Source organism: Erwinia sp. HDF1-3R, from assembly GCF_039621855.1.
Classification (GTDB): domain Bacteria; phylum Pseudomonadota; class Gammaproteobacteria; order Enterobacterales; family Enterobacteriaceae; genus Erwinia.
Genome location: NZ_CP155071.1, coordinates 2,273,059 through 2,292,645, shown reverse-complemented (window position 1 = coordinate 2,292,645; position 19,587 = coordinate 2,273,059). Strand labels below are relative to the sequence as shown.

Sequence of the window (19,587 nt, the reverse complement as noted above, 5' to 3'; positions counted from 1 at the left end):
ATAGCTACTCAGACGTAGAGAAATTATGAAGAACATTATTGACGACAGGTTGATTATGGAATCTACGATATCAGCTATTTTTAGTAGTATCGTTGGTTCATTGCTAGTTTTAATGTATCTTTCCTGGGGAAAAAGCAGTATATCCGCACCGGGTCTCATTTTTACTTATGTGTTAATCGTCATGACAAGTATTATTGGGACCATGATGGGTTCTTTAATAATCGGCGTACCATTGGTGATGATTTCAGAGCGATTTTATCCTGATGCATCCTTAAAGGGTAGCTTTTTTATCATGTGCTCTACAATCTTCATGTGGCTGGTTGTACTGGCGTGGCCTGTCACCAGGATATTTGAAATTCCTTATTCGGATGTTTTGCTTTTAAGCCCCTATGCTTTCTGTTCAGCTGCCGCACTTACTTATCTGGCTTACTGGAATTAATGCGTATGGCAGAAATCAGGCTCGAGGTACAAGGACCGTTAATGAAATATGCCAGTGGTATCATTTTTCGACCAGATAAAAAGAAAGATGTAAGTCCAGAGTGTCGGAATTGTGATGTTTTCCGCCCCCTCCGCGAGCAGTTATGATTACAGACTCATCTGAATGTGAATTAGATAATATTTAGGTGACAGCATAGCCTTACAGGCCACCTTCCGGATTATCAAGGATTCTTCTCGAAATACTGTATATCCATATCGACCAGTTTCTTTTGTGAACCTTTCTCATCTTCAACCACTTCGTAAAATTTACTTTGAGTATAAAGATAAATACGCCGGGATGACGCGAACATGAACATTTCTGGTGAAGCCATATTTGAGAAACGGCTTATCACTTTGGGCTGTAAAAAGATGACATCATCCCCAATCTGACCAAGTACTCCTTCCCCCCAGTTTCCTGCCCGGAAAAAGTCATCTGAATCGCTAATTCCTGTGCATCTTGGGAGACCATGCTCCGGGCAGGAAACAACAGGAAGAAGATGAAATTTACTGAGATCTGTATCACCAACATCAAAGCCACCAACATATGTTGAGCCATTACTTCTGAATATATTGAAAATACGCCATTTTTCTTCTTTACCAAATGGGAAAATCACCTCAAATTGTGCCGGGTTTATCCCTTTTATCTTCTCTCTCTGGAAATATACCGATGAGTCATCTTTAGCGTAGCTCGCTAACTGTTCCGACTGCCAGTAAGGCCTGGCCGTCTTAACGTGATCAACCTGGCGAAAAGTGGAGGTGTATTTTGCCACTAAATAAAGATCGCGCATCTCTATTTTATTCACTTGCATCGGCTTTGCTGTTAAACAATCCCAGGAAGTAATATTATAAATCAAGCCTGTAGAATCTCCCGTTCCAGTGATGCAAGGAGATTCCTCATAATTAACTTTACTCATCCAGTAAATATTGTTTTTTAAGAAGACATAATTATTGAAAACAGGGCGCATATCATTTGAACATTGTTGACTTACCTGGGATAAATTATCCCTCTCACCCTTTTGGTTGAATTTCCCATGAATGACCTCGCTACAGATAGTAAGCACGGGCCTGCCAAGGCTATCTCTTTGCAATGGGCGATTCAAATCGAAAAAATACTTTATAAAAACCAAAAGCAAAAATATTCCAGCAAACAATCCTATCCAAACATATATTCTATTTTTTGACTTCATATACTTTTCGCTTTATCTACTTTCCTGGTATCATATCAGGGTAGTGCCGCCGAAGAGAAGATAAAGGGCGGGCGAGGCGCCTGGCATGAACTCTATTCAATAAAAACAATGTTGACCCAGGCTCATGCAGGCCGGAGCAAAACCCTGCTCCATGGCAAATTTAAGCATTTTTTGTGAAAATTGTGAAGCTCTTTAGACTTTGGGGCGTTCGTCGCTTTGCCGTCAGCCGGGATGTGGAACAAAAAAGGAAGCTTTATTCTTTATTCCCGCATATTACCGTTTTTCTGGTGTCCGGAGTGGAGATTGCCAGTGTCGTCATTTACTTGCTAATGGAGCCGGATTTCAGACAGGAAATTGACGATGAATTTTAGCGGACACTTTACATCTTCTCCTTAGAGTGATCTCTGGCAAGCGGTTGCTTACCAGCTTATCCTGTCGCACTTACTGAGCAAGGTGACGGCGGGGTCACGATAATTTTCATCAATCCTTACGCGGATTGCGCGTAACTTTGCTTCTTGCTACGCGCGTGACTGCGCCATTTCTTTCAGCTTCGCAGGAAGTAACACCTCCAGCGCGTTCTGCCTGAAGGGGTCAACAAAAACTGGCCATGTGTGGCGGTGAAAAGGCACAGCTGGCAGGTTTATCACAGTAAGTGGATTCGTGACAGGTCTTGAGCGTTATTTATCGCCGTTCTGAAGCATTGATCAGACAAGCTGACAGCACGGAGAAAACCATGACCATAAGAATGCTTATGATTGCGCAGAATGAGTTAATCGCCTTTGATTTTCGCTGTTATTTCTGCGAAATGATGATTAAATTTATTCAGCAAGATCATTCGCAGAGTCTGCCGATCATCAAAGCGTCACGCGGAGTGATCGCAGGGAAGAAAAATCGTTAACTTCATCATTAAAGTAATACCACAAACAGAGGCAGGGGAAGTATGAGGGAGATTGCACCCGATGGCATAACCGGGATGCCGTCACAGACGGCAGAGTATCTTTGCCGCCAGATCGCACGCCTGCTGAAAGGAGGAAGCCTGACCCCGGAGACCTGCCAGCGTATCTATGCTTTTTGTGGAATCAGACCGTCAGATGCTCAGTGGCGTCAGTTTCTTGTCCCGGTTCTTTCCTGTCTGGGATTACTGTCACTGGTTGCAGGAGCGGTATTCTTTGTTGCCTGGAACTGGGTCTGGCTGCCGAAAATGGCGAAATTTGCCCTGGCCGAGCTGCTAATCGTCGCGCTGGCGGCGGTTGTCTGGTGGCGCTGGTACAGCACGCTGGCACGCAGCGCATTGCTGGCGACAGGGTTAAGCTTCGGCGCCCTGTTTGCGCTGTATGGGCAGATTTATCAGACGGGTGCTGACAGCTGGGAGCTATTCCGGGCCTGGTTATGCGTTCTTCTGCCGCTGGCGCTGATTGCCCGGCAAAACAGCCTGTGGTTTTGCAGCTGGCTGGTCGCTAATCTGACGTTGCAGCTCTATTACAACACGCTGCCGACGTCACTGCTGGATCTCGCCGTGTCTGACAGTTTCACCAGGCTCCCGACGGCTGTGCTACACGGGTATCTGGCGTTGCTGGCAGCCTGCCTGATTATCAGGGAAGCGCTGGCCTGGCGGGCGATAACGCATCACCCCGAGAGCTGGCTGGCAAGCCGCTGGTTCTCGCGAGTCATGGCGGGATTTTTACTGTTTCAGCTGACCGCCATCGTGGCCGGAAACCTCTCTGACTGGGGCGGTGGTATCCAGCTTACTTATATCACGGGCGGCTGGGTGATCACCCAGCTGGCAGGTTATTACCTGTACCGTTACCGCTATCAGGATCTCTGCATGCTGACGCTGGGCATCGCCAGCCTGACCGTTGTTGGCTGTGCGCTAATTATGCAGTTATTTCTTTTAAACTACGATACGGGGGATCTGTTTTTGACCGGCGCCCTGATGGCATTCTGGGTGGCGGTAAATGGTTCGATCCTGCTGAAGTGGCAACGCAAACTGGTTGAAAAAGGGCCGATCGATCTGGTTCCGGCCAGGCTGACCTTACTGACAGACACTTTGCGTCAAAAGAGTTTGCTGAGCGCCTCGCAGATTGAGGAAATTCAGCAACGCGGTCACGCGTCTGACCTGCCCTGGTATTTGAGGCTGGCGCTAAGCGTCGGAGGCTGGGTCGCAGCGATCATCATTCTGTTACTGATGTTACTGGTGCTCTATGCTACTGATCTGCTCGAAAACCCGAATGCTGCCACCTTTATTATTCCTTCGCTGCTGCTCGCCGCCATTGCGCGCGGCCTGTTACGCAGTCAGCGTGACGGTAAACATCACCTCGGGCTGGCATGGGCGATTGCGGCGACGTGCGGGCTGATATTCGGCGTTTTGCCGCCAATCCAGAGCAATGACGTCAGCTTTATTATGCTGAGTTCACTGTCTGCATTGCCGATTCTGGCCGCGATGGCGGTGGCGATGCCCGATCGCACTTACCGGTTTATGGCAATCACTGCCCTGACCTTTTTTCTGGTTCTGGCGGGCCATTCTCTGGCCCAGCTCTACCTGTCGCCGACGGAGGGGCGCCTTGCTGTTTCCGTACTGGTCGCGGTGGTGATGTTTTTGTGGATGTGGACTGTCAGTCATCAGTTGAGGTTACAGGCAGGGCCGTATGCTGACGCGGTACATCCCCTGCTGTATGGCATCCCGGGAGGTCTGATGTTGCTGAGTTTCGTCGGGATAAACGCGGTATTTCTCGCGGATTTCTTCTGGTCAACATCGCAGTTTTCTACATTTCAGTCATCGACAGGCACAGGGATCGCGGCAGGCTTAGCGCTGAGTGCACTCAGTCAGAAAAGGAACGGCCAGCGCCTGTTTTCGATTATCACGCTTGTCGCCGCGCTTATTTGTGGGGCTGCCGCCCTCTATGCACCGGGTATTGGGCTAGGATTGTGGTTAATTCTGATGGCGCGTTATCAGGGAAGTCTGGGGTTGCTGGTGGTCAGTGGCGGTTTCACGGTGCTATATGTCATTGGCTGGTATTACTTCCTGGAGGTCATTCTGCTGCAGAAATCCCTGCTGCTGCTGGTTAGCGGTCTGGTTTTACTGGGGCTGGCATGGGGAGTCAAAAAAGTGTTACCCGCACAGATCGGAGGTACCAGTGAGAATCCGTAAACAGAGCCGATGGCTGGCAGGCGCTTTAATAGCGCTGGCGCTGGTGGCCGTCAATGTCAGCATCTGGCAAAAAGAGCAGTTGCTGAAGCAAGGCGCGGTCATGATTTTATCCCTTGCCCCGGTTGACCCGCGATCCCTGATGCAGGGTGATTACATGGCGCTGAATTATGCCCTCACCCGCCCTCTGGAACTGACGTTGTATCAACAGGCTGAGTCCTGCGGCGAGACCCTGTCAGCGCCATGCCTGCCAACCAGCGGAACCCTGATTGTTGACCTTGATGCGCAGCGTCATGCGACTCAGGCCCGTTTTGATCAGGGTGAACCTCTGCAGCCAAATCAGCTGCGGGTGAAATACCATCAACATTATGACTCGCTGACCGTCGGCACTAATGCCTGGTTCTTTCAGGAAGGCCATGGCGAGCGTTTCGCGCAGGCACGGTACGGGGCATTCCGGGTGGGGAGCGATGGCACGGCACTCCTGACGGATCTGCTTGATGAGCAGGGTAAGGCGATTCAGCCTTAACTCTGCGAGACGCTCTCTGGCCTGCCCTGCCCCAAAAATACCCTGACAGGCGGCCTTAATGTCCTTACCGTCAGGATGACCGTTATAGCAGGATGCCCGTCATAGATCGTCACGATGCCCTTGCTGGTATTTGTGCATCTTTCAGGCCTGCGTAACCGCTAAATCGGTCATCGCCTCAGCGCTGTCCAGTTATGATAAGGCGGCTGTGGGAAAACCGACTGCTTCACCTGCATAATGGTGTCAAACTGATTCTGCGGATTGGTGTGAAACGTGGTGACATCATCAGATCGTCAAACGTGCAACCTGCCGCCGCAAGCGTGGCTACCAGATATTCAAAGGCCAGTTTTGCCTGTGCAGCAAAATCGGGTTCAGGGATGCCATCGGCTCGGCTGCCTGGCAGACCCGAGACAAACAGCAGACCGCCTGAACGGATGGCAGCTGAATAACCATGCTGCTGATAGACGGCGAATTGAATGTCCGCTGTGTGTCAGAAGCGGACATTGAGTATCACTTTCATGTAATCGATCGGAAGTGTTGTTATTCCATAAACGCCTAATTTGACGTAACATTGCTATTGGCGCTATTAGTATGGTCCTTTCTGTCTGTATGACTTCCTCAATAAGGATTAAAAGATGGTCTCGTTTCGCTCAATGACAGAAGAAGAGTACTCTGCTTATCTTGAATATTTTATTCCTGATTATGCAATTGAGATAGCGTCAAATTATAGAATGTCTAAAAGTGATTCTCTAACGATGGCCAGGCAGGAAATATCAAAATTGCTTGCGGAAGGAGTGAATACGCACGGGCAAATTTTACTGTCCATTTTCGCGAAATTAGATGTATTTGAGAGGCACGTAGGCTATCTCTGGTACAAACCAGATGCGGCAATGCGCACAGTATTTATCTATGATTTTCATATTTTTAATTCACTTCAGGGAGAGGGGTTGGGTAAACAGGCTCTTCGCGCTTTTGAAGAGGATCTTCAGGGTAAGGGTTTTAAAGAGATTAGACTACGCGTAGCTGGAGATAATGCCCGTGCTTTCCATGTATACGAGAGCAGCGGTTTTAGAGTAACGGGTATCAATATGAGCAAGGCAATCGTGCGTTAGGATATTAAATAACAGAATCAGTAATTGAAAACTACGCCTGCTTTTCGCTGTGAGTTCAACCAATGGACGCAACACACTTATTGAACCGCTCTGCGGGTGATTCATAGTCTGGCGTTTTTCTCGGTCTTTCGTTGAGCTGTCTGGCAACGCTGTTTAGTCTTTGCTGGCTGTGAACCGATAAGTCAGTTCCCTTTGGAAAATATTGTCTGAGCAACCTGTTCGTATTTTCATTTGAGCCACGTTGCCAGGGAGATTGAGGATCACAGAAGTAAATCTGGATGTCTGTTGCTACAGTAAACCGGGTGTGGCTGGTCATTTCAGCGCCACGATCCCATGTTAATGTTTTATAAAGCTCAACAGGCAATTCCCGTGCTTGTTTGATGAGCGCTGATATAACCGTTATGGTCTTGTTGTCCCTGATTTTGGCGAGCATAACAAAGCGGGAATGGCGCTCTACCAGGGTGACGATATAGGAGTTTTTCGAACCCTGGATCAGGTCTCCTTCCCAGTGACCCGGTATGGCTCTGTCTGCGGCGTCAGATGGTCTTTCGCTGATAGGTATCGCATCCGGGATTGACCCTAATCCTTTCCGTTTAAGCGATGATGTTCTGGATCTACGCACTGCTCTTCCGCTTCTGAGGCATTGCTGCAGCTCTTTTTTTAATGCTCCCCGGGTTTGTATAAAAAGCGTTTTATAAATTGTTTCGTGTGACACATGCATTTCCTGATTATCGGGATAACAGCGTTTTAGCCAACCGGCGATTTGTTCCGGCGACCAGTCCTGATGCATCTTCTCTGCAATGATTTTACACAATGCGGGGCTTTCAATTAGCTTGCAAGGTTTTGGTCTCAGGGCACTTTCCCATGCAGTAGCATCCGCTTTTGCTGCACGATATTGTTTTGCACCTCCGTGCCTCTTGATCTCGCGGCTAACCGTTGAGGGAGCTCTTGATAATTTGGCAGCGATGTCCCTGATGCTGCGTTTTGCTACCAGCCCTCTGGATATCTCCTCTCTTTCATCAAGCGAAAGCGCTAACCGGTGCCGCTTTCGGACAGGGGGACGGTATCCACCACTCTGGTGGATAGTGGGCATGATAGAAGAATGATATCTGTCGAACATTCTGGCGATATCATGCAGGGAATCACCTTGCTTATATCTGTCCCAGATAATCGCTTTCTGTTCTGGCGTGTAGTAAATGCGCGTTCTTCGTTTCATGGCAACGTCCCCCTCGTTTAAGGATAGCGTTGCATCGACCTGTTGAACTCACAGCTCATAGCAGACATCCATCGTCTATAACCACTGCGCATTTAGCAAACACCTATCCTGGTTGCCTTCAAACACAACTGCCTTAGCCGACATCATGGCCGCTCCAGAACATACGGCATAGGTATGAAAACGGTACGGCAGGTGAAAGGCTTTTTTACGAAGGACTGACCCAGGGGAGGTTCCCGGCAGACGCAGGACGCGTCCACCGGGCAGGGTAATACCGCGCTATACAGCCGGCCTCCCAACGCGGTCAGGGGGCCATTTTGCGCGGGCAGACGGTTACATCTGTACCAGGTTTTTAATCTTCACGTCGGGGTTCACGTCAGCGTCGTAGTCCACGCCGTCAAGGCCAAAGCCAAACAGGTGCATAAACTCGCGCTTGTAGCTGACGAAATCGGTGATGTCATTCAGGTTTTCATCAGTCACCGTTGGCCACAGCTTATCAACGGCGTCCTGCACTTCCGGTGCCAGCTCTTTGTAGTCGGCGCGCAGGCGGCCTTCGTCATCAACGATTGGTGATGCGTTAAACAGGCTATCTTTAAACAGGCCATAGACCTGCTCGATGCAGCCTTCGTGGGTGCCCTTCTCTTTCATCACCCTGAACAGCAGTGCCAGATAGAGTGGCATAACCGGAATAGCGGAGCTGGCCTGCGTCACCACGGCTTTGAGTACGGACACGCGTGCGTCGCCGCCCTTCGCTGCCAGCTGGTCACGGATGCTCAGCACGCGCTTATCGAGATCCTTTTTCGCTTCGCCGATCGACCCGTTCCAGTAGATATCCTGGGTGCTCTTCGCGCCCAGATAGGTAAAGGCGGTCGTTTTCGCGCCTTCGGCCAGCACGCCAGCCGCGTCCAGCGCATCGATCCACATCTGCCAGTCTTCGCCGCCCATTATCGCCACGGTGCCGTCGATCTCTTCCTGCGAAGCAGGCAGCAGCGTGGTTTCATTGACGGTTTCTTTGTCGGTGTTCAGGCCACGGACCGTGACTTCTTTGCCAATAGGTTTCAGCGTGGAGTTAAAGACTTCACCGGTTTTCGGGTGCGTACGACGAGGAGACGCCAGGCTGTACACCACCAGGTCAACCTGACCCAGGTCCTGTTTAATCAGCTCGATGGTTTTCTGCTTCACTTCATCGGAGTAAGCGTCGCCGTTGATGCTTTTGGCATACAGGCCTTTTGCTTCGGCAAACTCTTCGAAAGCGGCGGAGTTATACCAGCCGGCGGTAGCCGGTTTGCTCTCTTCACCGGGACGCTCAAAAAAGACGCCCAGGGTGGCGGCATCGCTGCCGAAGGCGGCGGAAATACGCGCGGCCAAACCGTAGCCGGTGGATGCACCAATTACCAGGACCTTTTTTGGCCCGTTGGCAACGGTGCCCTGACGGGTCACGTAATCGATTTGGTTCTTAACGTTAGCTTTGCAACCCGCCGGATGGGCAGTAACACAGATGAAGCCACGGATGCGTGGTTTAATAATCATGTCGACCTCAGTTGAAACTGTCTCAGTAAATGCGGGCAACAGGATACCCGCTTGTGCCGGTTCAGGCAAAGGTGTCAGTGGGTTATCGCTTTATTTACCTGACACCAGTTACGCTGCGGGTTGATGCCGCCGTCTGGTGAAGTGTAGCCAATACAGCCTAAAACGCTGTCAAACAGCTTTTCATGAAACACCGGCGTTTTGTCGCGCGCCAGCGTTTTTAGCTGCGCAAAGGCCGCGCTGTTGTCGGGCTGCTGCAGGAATTTATCGGAAGCCCAGACCATGATCGGCACGGTACGCTGCTCCATCGGTGCCCTGTCGCGCGGCGTACCGTGAAAATGCATATTCTGTGAAATCGATTCACCGTGATCGGACGCGTAGAAGACAATGGCGTTGCGGTTACGCAGCTGATTGAAGACCTGTTCCAGTACGTGATCGGTATAGAGCAGGCTGTTGTCGTACGAATTCACCATCTCTTCAGTCGAACACTGGTCATCAATGCCCTGACACTCCGGCTTGTAGCGCGCAAAGGATCGCGGATAGCGTTCGGTATAGAGGAAATGTGAGCCTTTGGTATGCAGAATAACCAGGTGCTTACCCTTAGGATGACGATCCAGCGAATCCCGCAGTTCGTTAACCAGCGCCATATCATCTATCGGCTTGCCCACATTGCGCTTTTCAGACTGGATAGTTTCCCGCAGGGCATAGTCATCCGCCTGGGCCTTATTGTAAAACCAGGCTTCGCTTTGCATGGAGAACAGCTCCGATGAGAACCCCTGCTTTTTCAGCACCGAGAAGACGTTCATCTCTTTTAGCGTGCGCTCCGGCGCGTCGGACGCGCCTCCCTCACGCACAAACATACAGCGCAGCGAAAGCTTGGTAGAGGTATCGCAGGAGTAGCCCTCCAGCGCCGCGAGGTTTTTCTCTTTATCGAGATTTGGCGTGTTATCGCGGCTGTAGCCGTACAGGCCCATATGGTCGCGACGGGCGCTTTCACCGATAATAAATACCACATACAGGTCGTTAACGTCCTTTGGCGGCGTATAGGTAAAGTGCTGAGCGGGATCGAACAGATTGCGGTTGTCCTCTGCCTGGCTCCAGCTGCTGTACGCCAGCAGCCCCACGCCCGACAGCCAGTTTGACGGCGAGTAACTCCCCGCCACCACGCCGCCGTAGCTGGCCATCATGCTGTTATTCTGGCGGTCGAGGGAATCCTGACGATCGCCCATCACCTTTAACGGCAGCCAGCAGCAGAGGGCAGCCGCGATCATCACGCCGCCACGGCCCATAAACGCCTTATGGTTATGGCGGCGCAGCGCCGCTTCCGGCAGTGGCGACAGCCAGAGCATCAGGATCGGCAGCAGGCTGACCAGTACCACCCACAGGTAAAAGTGCCAGCCGACCGACTCTTTTGAAAGGTCGAGGCTGTCGGTCGCCATTACCGAGGCAATAATGCCGTAGCCGATATCGACGTTGAAAAAAATCATGTAGTAGCTGGCGGCAACGGAAAACACCACCAGCAGCGTCAGCAGGATCCTGAACAGCAGGCGTCCAGCCAGCGAGGCGAGCAGCGTGACAAACAGGACCAGCGCAAAGGCAGCCAGCATCTCTGTGGCGGTAGAAAGCGCGGCGTCCTGAGTGAGCTGATGGAAGCGACGGAAAAATATGGGCAGGTTAAGCAGGATGCCAACATATAAAGCAACAAAGCAGCAGACCCGATGCTGGGTCAAAAAAAGCAGTTTTTTCATCTGATTCATCGTGATTGTTAGTAAATAGTCATGCCAGTACAGAGAAAGCGAGAGAGGCTCTGAAAACTGCCATTTAGGGCGTGCGGAAGGTCAGACAAAGTAAACTAACGTGAGTTTAACTCAGGTTGATGAAATGTATTGTTATAGTGTTACAAATCATGTTCCCGCCGCAAGCGGACCAGGAATGTTGATCCTATTCAAAGTTTTGAGAAATAGTGTTTATCCCGGACTATGCAGTTTAAATGCATAAATATGACTTGCCTTTCGCTTTCACCTGACATCAGATGTTCCTGGGATGTTATTTATTCGCGCTATGCCTTTTCGTCGCCAAAAACAGTTAAATTTTACATAAACTTAAAGATTTCAAAACATGCTTTTAATGATAAATTTAGTCGCGCATAAGTGATATTCACCAAATACGCCCGGATTTGGCAGCACAATTAACTCATTAAAATTAAGGTTTGTTATGGAAAAGCTATCTTACGTTTCTGACAGCAGCACAACGGCCTGGTCAACATACCTGCAACAAATTGACCGCGTTGCACCCTATCTGGGGGATTTGTCCCGCTGGATCGATACGCTGCGACATCCGAAGCGCGCGCTGATTGTTGATATCCCGCTGCAAATGGATGACGGCTCTATTCGCCATTTCGAAGGCTTTCGCGTACAGCACAATCTCTCCCGGGGACCGGGTAAAGGCGGCATTCGCTATCATCCCAATGTCGATCTGAATGAGGTGATGGCGCTGTCGGCGTGGATGACCATTAAATGTGCTGCGGTGAATCTGCCTTACGGCGGAGCGAAAGGCGGGATCCGCGTCGATCCCTTTGCGCTGTCAGAAGGTGAGCTTGAGCGCCTGACCCGCCGCTATACCAGCGAGATCGGCCTGATTATCGGTCCACAGAAGGACATCCCCGCGCCCGACGTGGGAACCAACGCCCGGGTAATGGCCTGGATGATGGACACCTACTCCATGAACCACGGGACTACCATCACCGGCGTGGTTACGGGCAAGCCTATCCATCTTGGCGGCTCGCTGGGTCGCGAAAAGGCTACCGGCCGCGGCGTCTTTATCACCGGGCGCGAAGTGGCCCGCCGTTCCGGCATCGAAATTGAAGGGGCGAGAATCGCGGTTCAGGGGTTTGGTAACGTCGGCAGCGAGGCCGCACGGCTGTTTGTGGCAGCCGGTGGCCGGGTCGTGGCGATTCAGGACCATACCGCCACCCTCTTTAACGCCGGCGGAATCGATCTGGATGCCCTCAGCAGCTGGCAGACCACGCATAAGAACATTGCGGGGTTCCCCGGGGCTGAAGAGATCGCCAGCGAAACCTTCTGGAGCGTGAAAATGGATATTCTTATCCCCGCCGCGCTCGAAGGCCAGATTACCCGCGAGCGGGCGGAAAAACTCAGCTGTAAGCTGGTACTGGAAGGTGCGAACGGCCCAACCTACCCGGATGCGGACGATATGCTTACCTCACGCGGCATCACCGTGGTGCCGGACGTAATCTGTAACGCCGGTGGCGTGACGGTCAGCTATTTTGAGTGGGTACAGGATATGGCGAGCTTTTTCTGGAGCGAGGATGAGATCAATCAGCGGATGGACAGGATCATGACCGAGGCGATGGTTCACGTCTGGGACAAAGCCGCAGAGAAAGCCTGTAGCCTGCGCACCGCCGCCTATATTGTCGCCTGTGAACGCATTCTGATGGCCCGCAAAGATCGCGGGATTTACCCCGGCTAAAACCCTCGGGCGGTGCTGCACCGCCCGCTGCCTTCCCCTACGCTTCGGTAGCCGCGGCCACCTGATACTGCGTTTTAAACGCTTCGTTTTCATCCGTCAGCCGGATGGCGGCTTCGATCATCTCGTTCTGTATCATCAATGTGCCACCGCTGGTGCGCCAGTGAATATAGAGCACGCAGAGCGCGGCGACCTGTAGTCTGTCATTCTCATCGCTGCTGCCGTCAAAACCATATTCTGCTTCTGACCAGCGATAGACGTCGGCAATAAAGGGCATGTCTCCGCTTTCATCCAGCGGCGGCAGGGTCTCAAACAGCGCCAGCATTTCGGGCGTTGCGGTATAGCGCTGGCGTCCGATGGCGTCCATCTGACGCCCGTGGGCGCGGGTCTGATTGGCCTGTTTCGCCTTCAATTTTGCCCGCTTGCTACGTTTATCCTGCTTACTGCTCATCGTATGACTCTCCTGATGTTAGGCGGCGATAATAGCAAAATGCACAGGTGAAAGCTGAGCCTACATTTTGCCGATAAACAGTGAGACCAGGCCGGCGGCAATCAGCGGCCCGACCGGTACGCCGCGAAACAGCGAGACGCCGATGAGCGTGCCGATCAGCAACCCCCCTACTATGGTGGGCTGGCTACTCATCAGGGAGACGCCGCGTCCCCCTACCCAGGACACGAATATGCCAATCGCGATAGCCAGCAGGGATTTCCAGTGGAGGAATGAGCCCAGCAGCGTGCTGCCAGGCAGGGTGCCGCTGGCGATGGGCGCAATGACGCCAATAGTGAGGATGATAATCCCGACGGTGACGCCCTGCTTTTCAATCCATGGGAAAAGTGCGTTTAGCGGCGTCATGCGCACCACGATCAGTACCAGCAGCGCGATGGTGACCGTCATGTTATGACTGAAATAGCTCATGCCGGTTAACACCAGCAGTATAAACAGCGTCATATCGAACATTATATTCCCTGAGAGCAGTAAGCGTAACGTCTTGTCTCTCCAGCTTAAAACGCTTTACCGTTCCGTTCTAGCTTTTTAAGTCTCAGCCCTTTTTTCTCAGAGGAGGGTCTCAATCGCTGCCTGCAAGCTGACCGCAGGCCCGGTCAGAACCGATAGGGTGCTGTTGATGTATTTCTCCGCCCCGGCCATGGAGCTTTGTGCCAGCACGATGCAGCCCAGCGCAGAGTCCGGGCGCTGCTGTAGATAGTGAGCAATTTCCTGATGGTAGCCGCTAATATCCCCCGCATTGTAGTAAGCCCAGGCCCGGGGAACGAGCTCGACCATCAGACGATCGCCAGGAATAAATGCCTCAAACAGATGCGTCGTCGAAGCCAGCGTTGAGTGCGCCGTGCACAGCACCAGAATTGAGCCGTGATAATGCGAGGCGGCTTTCGCCAGGGTGGCATCGACCCGCAATACCGGCTTAGTGAACCGTTCTGCCTGCCAGGCAACGACGCCCAGCGTGGTGCAGGTGACAATGACCACGTCCGCCTGCTGGCAAAGCTCATCTATCGCCTGTAACGTGGCTGCCTCTATCTCAGGGGTCATCTCACGGGCCTCGATGGCCTTTTCCAGTAGCTCACTTTCTACCCGATGAAGCAGCTGAAACTCGTCAAAATCCAGCGCGTGCAGTGCCGCTTCATAGAGTTCGATATTACTCCGGGCTGCGTGCAGGCAGGCAATAATGGTCATGGCGTCTTCCTTATCAGGGGGATAGGTTAACTGTGGCAAATCTTTCGGGCTTTGCCAGTTTACTGTATCAACCTTTAACTCACCACTTCCCCCTTTTGGTGCAATACCGCGCGCTTATGCCCCCTCTTGATGAAACGAATGTTGCAGGACCGATTCATTCGTCACATCCCTCCCCGTCTGCCGCGGGACGGGCATCTGGTATGAAAATTGCACGAATGGGTAACAGGTAAAGGAGAGACGCATGAAAGTAATAGTGATTGGTGGCGGTATCGGTGGACTGTGTAGCGCGATAGCCATGAAGCGGTACGGTATTGAAACGGAAGTGTATGAAGCGGTGAAAGAGATTAAACCGGTCGGCGCGGCGATCTCCATCTGGCCCAATGGCGTTAAGTGCCTCAATTTCCTGGGAATGAAAGAGCCTCTGCGGGCACTTGGCGGTAACATGCGCACGATGGCCTATCAGGATTTTCGACGGGGGGAGGTTCTGACCCGATTCAGCCTCGATCCGCTGGTGGCTCAGTCGGGCGAACGTCCTTATCCAGTGGCGCGCGCCGAACTCCAGATGATGCTGCTAAATCATTACGGCCGCGAAAAGGTACAGTTTGGCAAGCGCGTAACCCAGGTCGAACAGGATAGTCAGGGCGTCATCGCCCGGTTTGAAGATGGCAGCGAGGTCCGGGGTGACCTGCTGATCGCCTGCGACGGTACCCATTCGGTAGTGCGTAACAGCGTGCTGGAGAGACCGGTTGAGCGGCGCTATGCAGGCTATGTGAACTGGAACGGCCTGGTTGAGTGTGATGAAGCCATCGCGCCCGCCGATCAGTGGACCACTTTCGTCGGCGAGGGTAAGCGCGTCTCGCTGATGCCGGTGGCGGGTAACCGCTTCTATTTCTTTTTTGATGTTCCCCTGCCCGCAGGTTTAGCGGAAGATCGCACTTCCCTGCGTGACGATCTTACGCGCTACTTCAGCGGCTGGGCGCAGCCGGTGCAAACGCTGATCGAACGTATTGATCCGCAGACCACTAACCGCATCGAAATCCACGATATCGACCCCTTTTCGCCGCTGGTTAAAGGACGCGTGGCGCTACTGGGTGATGCAGCGCACAGCACCACGCCGGATATCGGCCAGGGCGGCTGTGCGGCGATGGAGGATGCGGTGGTACTGGCAGACGCGCTGCAATCGCATCCGCTCGATGCTGAGGCGGCGCTGCGTCACTATCAGCAGCAGCGCGTCGATCGGGTAAAAGATTTGGTGCTGAAAGCGCGTAAGCGCTGCGATGTTACTCACGGTAAAGAGATGGCGGTGACCCAGCAGTGGTATGAAGAGCTGAAAACCGAGACCGGCGAGCGCATCATGAATGGCATGTGCGAGACCATTCAGGGCGGGCCACTGGCGTAGTGGTTGTGCACCGCGCAGGCCCACCCTGATGTTTGAACGGCTGTTTAGCGCGGGGACTACCGCTTCTGGTAGCGGATACTCCCCAACTTATCACACCCTTAGCTGTCCTTAAGCCCGCGATTAATCAGCATCGGTTCAATTTCAGGATCCCTTCCCCGCCACTCGCGATACAGCTGATTAAGATCTTCACTGTTACCGCGTGACAGGATCTTATCCCGGTAGACCTGGCCATTTTCCCGCGTCAGGCCACCCTGCTCGTTAAACCATTCAAAACCGTCATCGGCCAGCATCTGCGTCCAGAGATAGGCATAATATCCCGCGGCATAGCCGCCTCCCCAGATATGCTGGAAGTAGCTGGAGCGGTAGCGTGGCGGCACGGCGGCAAGATCAATTTTATCCTGCTGAAGGGCACTTTTCTCGAAGCTGTCCACGTCCTGCACCGGCGTATCCGACGCAAGGCTGTGCCAGTGCTGATCCAGCAGCGCGGCGGCCAGCAGCTCCGTCATGTCGTAGCCCTTGTTGAATTTACTCGATTTAACGATTTTATCACGCAGCGCCTGCGGCATCGGCTCGCCGCTCTGATAGTGATGGGCGAAATTGTTGAATACCTGGTCATTGCTGGCCCAGTGCTCGTTGCACTGCGAGGGGAATTCCACAAAATCTCGCGGTGTTTCCGTCCCGGAGAGGCTGGGGTAGCGCTGACTGGCAAACAGCCCATGCAGCGTATGGCCAAACTCATGGAACATAGTGATAACATCATCCCAGCTAATCAGAGCGGGTTCGCCGTCGGCCGGTTTAGCAAAGTTACAGACGTTATAAATGACCGGCCGGGTATCCAGCAGCGTTGACTGCCCGACAAAATTGCTCATCCATGCCCCGCCACCTTTATTATCGCGTTTGAAATAGTCGACATAGAACAGGGCCAGCGCGTCTCCGGTGTTGTCGAAAATCTCGAAAACCCGCACGTCGGGCTGATAAACCGGAATATCGCTGCGGGGGGCGAAGGTAATTCCAAACAGCTGCGTGGCCGCCCAGAAAACGCCCTTATCGAGGACGTTCCACATCTCGAAATAGGGTTTGGTTTCGCTCTCATCAAGATCGTATTTTTCCTTTCGCACCTGCGCGGAATAATAGAGCCAGTCCCAGGGCGCCACGGTAAAATCTCCCTGCTGCCGGGTAATCACCGCCTGAATGTCAGCCGTTTCACGCTGCGCCCGGTCGGTAGCGGCCGGAACAATCGCCCGCATAAAATCGATCGCTGCCTCAGGCGTTTTCGCCATCTGGTCCTGTAGCTGCCATGCGGCAAAGCTGCTAAAGCCCATCAGGGCCGCCTGCTGAGCCCGCACCTGCGCCAGCTGGATAATCAGCTGCCGCGTATCGCTGGCGTCCCCTTTTTCAGCGCGATTCCATGAGGCGTCATAGAGTGCCTGCCGCGTGTCGCGATTGCTCAGACTTTGTAGCGCCGGCTGCTGGGTAGTGTTTTGCAGCATAATCAGCCAGCTATTCTCCAGGCCCTTAGCCTGTGCTGCCCCGGCAGCCGCGTTCAGTTCGGCCTCGCTCAGGCCTGCCAGCAGGGTCTTATCCTTTACCACCAGCCCTCCGTCCCGCGCGGCGATCAGCAACTGGTTGGTAAACTTTGTACTGAGCGACGCAGCCTGCTGATTCAGCGCTTTGAGCTGCTCTTTGTGCGAGGCATCCAGGCTGGCACCGGCCAGCTGGAAACGCTGCCAGATAACCTCGACCAGCCGCAGGGATTCCCCCGACAGGCTGAGCGAATGACGCTGCTGATAAATCGTGTCGAGACGCGCAAACAGGCGGCTATCAAGTTTGATATCATCCTCCAGCGCGGTCAGCTTCGGCGACATCTCTTCGTCCAGCGCCTGTAACGCATCACTGGTATTGGCTGAGGTCATGGCACCAAAGACGTTTTCAACGCGCTTAAGCATCTGCCCGGCTTTTTCGAGCGCTTCGTAGCTGTTTTCAAAGGTGGGGGCGTCGGGATTAGCAATAATTTTCTGGATCTCTTCGCGCTTGACCCGCATGCCCTCTTCCAGGGCGGGGCGGTAGTCGTCCTCCGAGATGAGATCGAACGGCGGTGCCTGAAACGGCAGTGTGCTCGGCTGGCTGAAAGGGTTGGCTGACGAGAGGGGCATGGGCGTGTCTCCGGGTCGCTAAAGCTTTCAGCATAGGACGAGAAGGCCGTGAAGCCAACCCCGTCACTAACGTAATGCGAGATATCTCCAGCCGCTCTCCCGGGGATATCAACGGCCCCCGGTAATTTCGCCCTTCTCCACGCTATTTTGCTGCCATACGCACTGGCCGTTAACCCAGGTACTGGCGATATTACGATCGTCACCCAGCGTCATCAGCACAAACATCTTTTCCCCGATATCGCGGCTGTTGGCCTGGCGCATTTTTTGTAGCTCTGAGACGGCCGGATCGATCACCACAAAATCGGCTTCCTTACCCGGCAGAAAGTTACCGATATGGCTATCCAGATCCAGCGCCTTCGCGCCGCCGAGCGTGGCGTGGTAGAACGCCTCACAGGCTGACAGGGAATAGCGCTGTAGCTGGCCCACTTTGTATCCTTCGGCCAGGGTTTTCAGCATATTGAACGTCGTGCCCGCGCCGACATCGGTGCCGATGCCCATCTTCACCTGCCTGTCCCAGCAGCGTTTCAGATTGAACAGGCCGCTGCCGAGAAACAGATTGGACGTGGGACAAAAGGCGACCGCCGAATCGGTGTCATGCAGGCAGTCCCACTCGCTATCTTCTAAATGCACGCAGTGAGCAAAGACGCTGCGACGCCCGGTAAGCTGATAGTGATCGTACACGTCGAGGTAGCCGCTGCGATCGGGAAAGAGCGATTTTACCCACTCAATTTCCTGGGGGTTTTCGCTAAGGTGGGTATGCAGCCAGGTATCGGGAAATTCGGTTTTAAGCTGACGTACCTTGCCCAGCAGAGCCGGGGATGAGGTGGGCGCAAAGCGCGGCGTCAGCGCGTAGCTGAGACGGCCGCGATTGTGCCAGCGGTCAATCAGCTCGCGGGTTTGCTGATAGCTCTGCTCTGGCGTTTCGGTAAGATAGTCAGGGGCGTTGCAGTCCATCATCACCTTACCGGCAATCAGCCGCATATTGAGGCGATGCGCCGCTTCAAACAGGGCATCCACGGACTGGGGATGCACGGTGCCGAACACCAGCGCGGTAGTGGTGCCGTTGCTGAGCAGCTGCTGCAAAAAAAACGCCGACATGTTCGCGGCATGCGTCGGGCAGTGATACTGGCTTTCGACCGGGAAGGTATAGTGCTGTAGCCACTCCAGCAGCTGTTCGCCGAAGGCACCAATCATCTCGGTCTGCGGATAGTGAATATGGGTGTCAACAAAGCCCGGAACGATAAGCTTTCCGCGATAGTCAATAACGGCCTGCGGATCGCTTAACAGCGACTGACCCTCTTCCCAGCTTTGCAGCGAAACAATTTTACCGCCGTTAAGTAGAAGCAACCCATCCTCAATATAGCGGGCGAGACCGGCAAGCTGCCCGGGATTTTCCACCGCAGCGGTATAATCAAAAAAACTTCCCCTAATGGCCTGAGTATAGGTCGATAACATAGCGATTCCTTTTTGAAAGAGCCTTGTGCTTTTTCGGTTATGGCAACAGAGGGGTGAAGTGAAATTTGCAATTGTCATGCCAGAGTAAGGTGAAATTAATATAGCTAATTTTCAGATAGTTAGCATAAATTGATGACCTTTTTTAACTGTGCAAATATAAATGGCCAGGCAATCGTTTGCCTGCGTAAGCAAACGATTGCCATGTCACTATCTGTATTGG

The 19,587-nt window shown here is 52.9% G+C and carries 17 protein-coding genes and 1 pseudogene; 8 read left to right on the top strand and 10 right to left on the bottom strand.

The genetic code is table 11. The annotated features are described in order from the left end of the window. Positions 1–25 precede the first annotated feature (25 nt). Positions 26–439, top strand: coding sequence for a hypothetical protein (locus AAGR22_RS10515; RefSeq protein ID WP_345831452.1), 414 nt, complete (start codon positions 26–28; stop codon positions 437–439). 220 nt (positions 440–659) lie between these two features. Here AAGR22_RS10515 and AAGR22_RS10510 read toward each other — a convergent pair whose 3' ends face one another. Further along, a complete protein-coding gene (locus AAGR22_RS10510) occupies positions 660–1,664 on the bottom strand; it encodes a hypothetical protein (protein ID WP_345831451.1) in 1,005 nt (334 codons plus the stop codon). Positions 1,665–1,837: 173 nt separating this feature from the next. Here AAGR22_RS10510 and AAGR22_RS10505 point away from each other — a divergent pair, with 173 nt between their 5' ends. The 4 genes from AAGR22_RS10505 to AAGR22_RS10490 all read left to right on the top strand — a co-directional run bounded on the left by AAGR22_RS10505 (position 1,838) and on the right by AAGR22_RS10490 (position 5,335). Next, complete coding sequence (locus AAGR22_RS10505) at positions 1,838–2,035, top strand: hypothetical protein (protein WP_345831450.1); 198 nt, start codon at positions 1,838–1,840, stop codon at positions 2,033–2,035. A 299-nt stretch (positions 2,036–2,334) separates the two neighbouring features. After that, positions 2,335–2,562, top strand: coding sequence for a hypothetical protein (locus AAGR22_RS10500; protein WP_345831449.1), 228 nt, complete (start codon positions 2,335–2,337; stop codon positions 2,560–2,562). 42 nt (positions 2,563–2,604) lie between these two features. Next, the gene (locus AAGR22_RS10495) at positions 2,605–4,812 is read left to right on the top strand and encodes a DUF4401 domain-containing protein (RefSeq protein WP_345831448.1); all 2,208 of its coding nucleotides are present in this window, start codon (positions 2,605–2,607) and stop codon (positions 4,810–4,812) included. Continuing rightward, complete coding sequence (locus AAGR22_RS10490) at positions 4,805–5,335, top strand: GDYXXLXY domain-containing protein (RefSeq protein ID WP_345831582.1); 531 nt, start codon at positions 4,805–4,807, stop codon at positions 5,333–5,335. Before AAGR22_RS10495 ends, AAGR22_RS10490 begins: the two co-directional genes overlap by 8 nt. A 167-nt stretch (positions 5,336–5,502) precedes the next feature. On the opposite strand, the pseudogene AAGR22_RS10485 reads toward AAGR22_RS10490, so the two are convergent. Further along, positions 5,503–5,810, bottom strand: a pseudogene (locus AAGR22_RS10485) (Rid family hydrolase). Between the two features lie 157 nt (positions 5,811–5,967). Here AAGR22_RS10485 and AAGR22_RS10480 point away from each other — a divergent pair. Then, complete coding sequence (locus AAGR22_RS10480) at positions 5,968–6,444, top strand: GNAT family N-acetyltransferase (RefSeq protein ID WP_345831447.1); 477 nt, start codon at positions 5,968–5,970, stop codon at positions 6,442–6,444. Positions 6,445–6,499: 55 nt separating this feature from the next. On the opposite strand, the gene AAGR22_RS10475 is transcribed toward AAGR22_RS10480, so the two are convergent. The 3 genes from AAGR22_RS10475 to eptB form a co-directional block, all read right to left on the bottom strand. After that, the gene (locus AAGR22_RS10475; RefSeq protein ID WP_345831446.1) at positions 6,500–7,660 is read right to left on the bottom strand and encodes an IS30 family transposase; all 1,161 of its coding nucleotides are present in this window, start codon (positions 7,658–7,660) and stop codon (positions 6,500–6,502) included. A 330-nt stretch (positions 7,661–7,990) separates the two neighbouring features. Continuing rightward, positions 7,991–9,187 carry an enoyl-ACP reductase FabV gene (fabV, locus tag AAGR22_RS10470; protein ID WP_345831445.1) on the bottom strand — a complete coding sequence of 399 codons (1,197 nt, stop codon included), beginning with the start codon at positions 9,185–9,187 and terminating at the stop codon, positions 7,991–7,993. Between the two features lie 74 nt (positions 9,188–9,261). Further along, entirely contained in the window at positions 9,262–10,932 is a 1,671-nt protein-coding gene (eptB, locus tag AAGR22_RS10465; RefSeq protein ID WP_345831444.1) for a kdo(2)-lipid A phosphoethanolamine 7''-transferase, read from the bottom strand. Between the two features lie 466 nt (positions 10,933–11,398). Between eptB and AAGR22_RS10460 the strand changes: the two genes are divergently transcribed. After that, positions 11,399–12,673, top strand: a complete 1,275-nt coding sequence (locus AAGR22_RS10460) for a Glu/Leu/Phe/Val dehydrogenase (protein WP_345831443.1) — start codon at positions 11,399–11,401, stop codon at positions 12,671–12,673. A gap of 37 nt (positions 12,674–12,710) precedes the next feature. Here AAGR22_RS10460 and AAGR22_RS10455 read toward each other — a convergent pair whose 3' ends face one another. The 3 genes from AAGR22_RS10455 to AAGR22_RS10445 form a co-directional block, all read right to left on the bottom strand. After that, positions 12,711–13,121: a hypothetical protein gene (locus AAGR22_RS10455; protein ID WP_345831442.1), complete on the bottom strand. Its 411-nt coding sequence runs from the start codon at positions 13,119–13,121 to the stop codon at positions 12,711–12,713. A gap of 60 nt (positions 13,122–13,181) precedes the next feature. Beyond that, the gene (locus tag AAGR22_RS10450; RefSeq protein ID WP_345831441.1) at positions 13,182–13,628 is read right to left on the bottom strand and encodes a DUF441 domain-containing protein; all 447 of its coding nucleotides are present in this window, start codon (positions 13,626–13,628) and stop codon (positions 13,182–13,184) included. A gap of 96 nt (positions 13,629–13,724) precedes the next feature. Then, on the bottom strand, positions 13,725–14,360 hold the full coding sequence (locus AAGR22_RS10445; RefSeq protein ID WP_067702136.1) for a hypothetical protein: 636 nt from the start codon (positions 14,358–14,360) through the stop codon (positions 13,725–13,727). A 241-nt stretch (positions 14,361–14,601) separates the two neighbouring features. Here AAGR22_RS10445 and hpxO point away from each other — a divergent pair, with 241 nt between their 5' ends. Then, a complete protein-coding gene (hpxO, locus tag AAGR22_RS10440; RefSeq protein WP_345831440.1) occupies positions 14,602–15,759 on the top strand; it encodes an FAD-dependent urate hydroxylase HpxO in 1,158 nt (385 codons plus the stop codon). Between the two features lie 98 nt (positions 15,760–15,857). On the opposite strand, the gene dcp is transcribed toward hpxO, so the two are convergent. Continuing rightward, the gene (gene dcp, locus AAGR22_RS10435; RefSeq protein ID WP_345831439.1) at positions 15,858–17,912 is read right to left on the bottom strand and encodes a peptidyl-dipeptidase Dcp; all 2,055 of its coding nucleotides are present in this window, start codon (positions 17,910–17,912) and stop codon (positions 15,858–15,860) included. A gap of 108 nt (positions 17,913–18,020) precedes the next feature. Beyond that, positions 18,021–19,367: a guanine deaminase gene (gene guaD / locus AAGR22_RS10430; protein ID WP_345831438.1), complete on the bottom strand. Its 1,347-nt coding sequence runs from the start codon at positions 19,365–19,367 to the stop codon at positions 18,021–18,023. Positions 19,368–19,587: the final 220 nt, after the last annotated feature.

What these genes read in the sequence shown, in the direction of transcription:
- AAGR22_RS10515 (WP_345831452.1), top strand. Translation starts at nt 26, where the DNA reads ATGAAGAACATTATTGACGACAGGTTGATTATGGAATCTACGATATCA.
- AAGR22_RS10510 (WP_345831451.1), bottom strand. Translation starts at nt 1,664, where the DNA reads ATGAAGTCAAAAAATAGAATATATGTTTGGATAGGATTGTTTGCTGGA.
- AAGR22_RS10495 (WP_345831448.1), top strand. Translation starts at nt 2,605, where the DNA reads ATGAGGGAGATTGCACCCGATGGCATAACCGGGATGCCGTCACAGACG.
- AAGR22_RS10480 (WP_345831447.1), top strand. Translation starts at nt 5,968, where the DNA reads ATGGTCTCGTTTCGCTCAATGACAGAAGAAGAGTACTCTGCTTATCTT.
- AAGR22_RS10475 (WP_345831446.1), bottom strand. Translation starts at nt 7,660, where the DNA reads ATGAAACGAAGAACGCGCATTTACTACACGCCAGAACAGAAAGCGATT.
- fabV (WP_345831445.1), bottom strand. Translation starts at nt 9,187, where the DNA reads ATGATTATTAAACCACGCATCCGTGGCTTCATCTGTGTTACTGCCCAT.
- eptB (WP_345831444.1), bottom strand. Translation starts at nt 10,932, where the DNA reads ATGAAAAAACTGCTTTTTTTGACCCAGCATCGGGTCTGCTGCTTTGTT.
- AAGR22_RS10460 (WP_345831443.1), top strand. Translation starts at nt 11,399, where the DNA reads ATGGAAAAGCTATCTTACGTTTCTGACAGCAGCACAACGGCCTGGTCA.
- AAGR22_RS10455 (WP_345831442.1), bottom strand. Translation starts at nt 13,121, where the DNA reads ATGAGCAGTAAGCAGGATAAACGTAGCAAGCGGGCAAAATTGAAGGCG.
- AAGR22_RS10450 (WP_345831441.1), bottom strand. Translation starts at nt 13,628, where the DNA reads ATGTTCGATATGACGCTGTTTATACTGCTGGTGTTAACCGGCATGAGC.
- AAGR22_RS10445 (WP_067702136.1), bottom strand. Translation starts at nt 14,360, where the DNA reads ATGACCATTATTGCCTGCCTGCACGCAGCCCGGAGTAATATCGAACTC.
- hpxO (WP_345831440.1), top strand. Translation starts at nt 14,602, where the DNA reads ATGAAAGTAATAGTGATTGGTGGCGGTATCGGTGGACTGTGTAGCGCG.
- dcp (WP_345831439.1), bottom strand. Translation starts at nt 17,912, where the DNA reads ATGCCCCTCTCGTCAGCCAACCCTTTCAGCCAGCCGAGCACACTGCCG.
- guaD (WP_345831438.1), bottom strand. Translation starts at nt 19,367, where the DNA reads ATGTTATCGACCTATACTCAGGCCATTAGGGGAAGTTTTTTTGATTAT.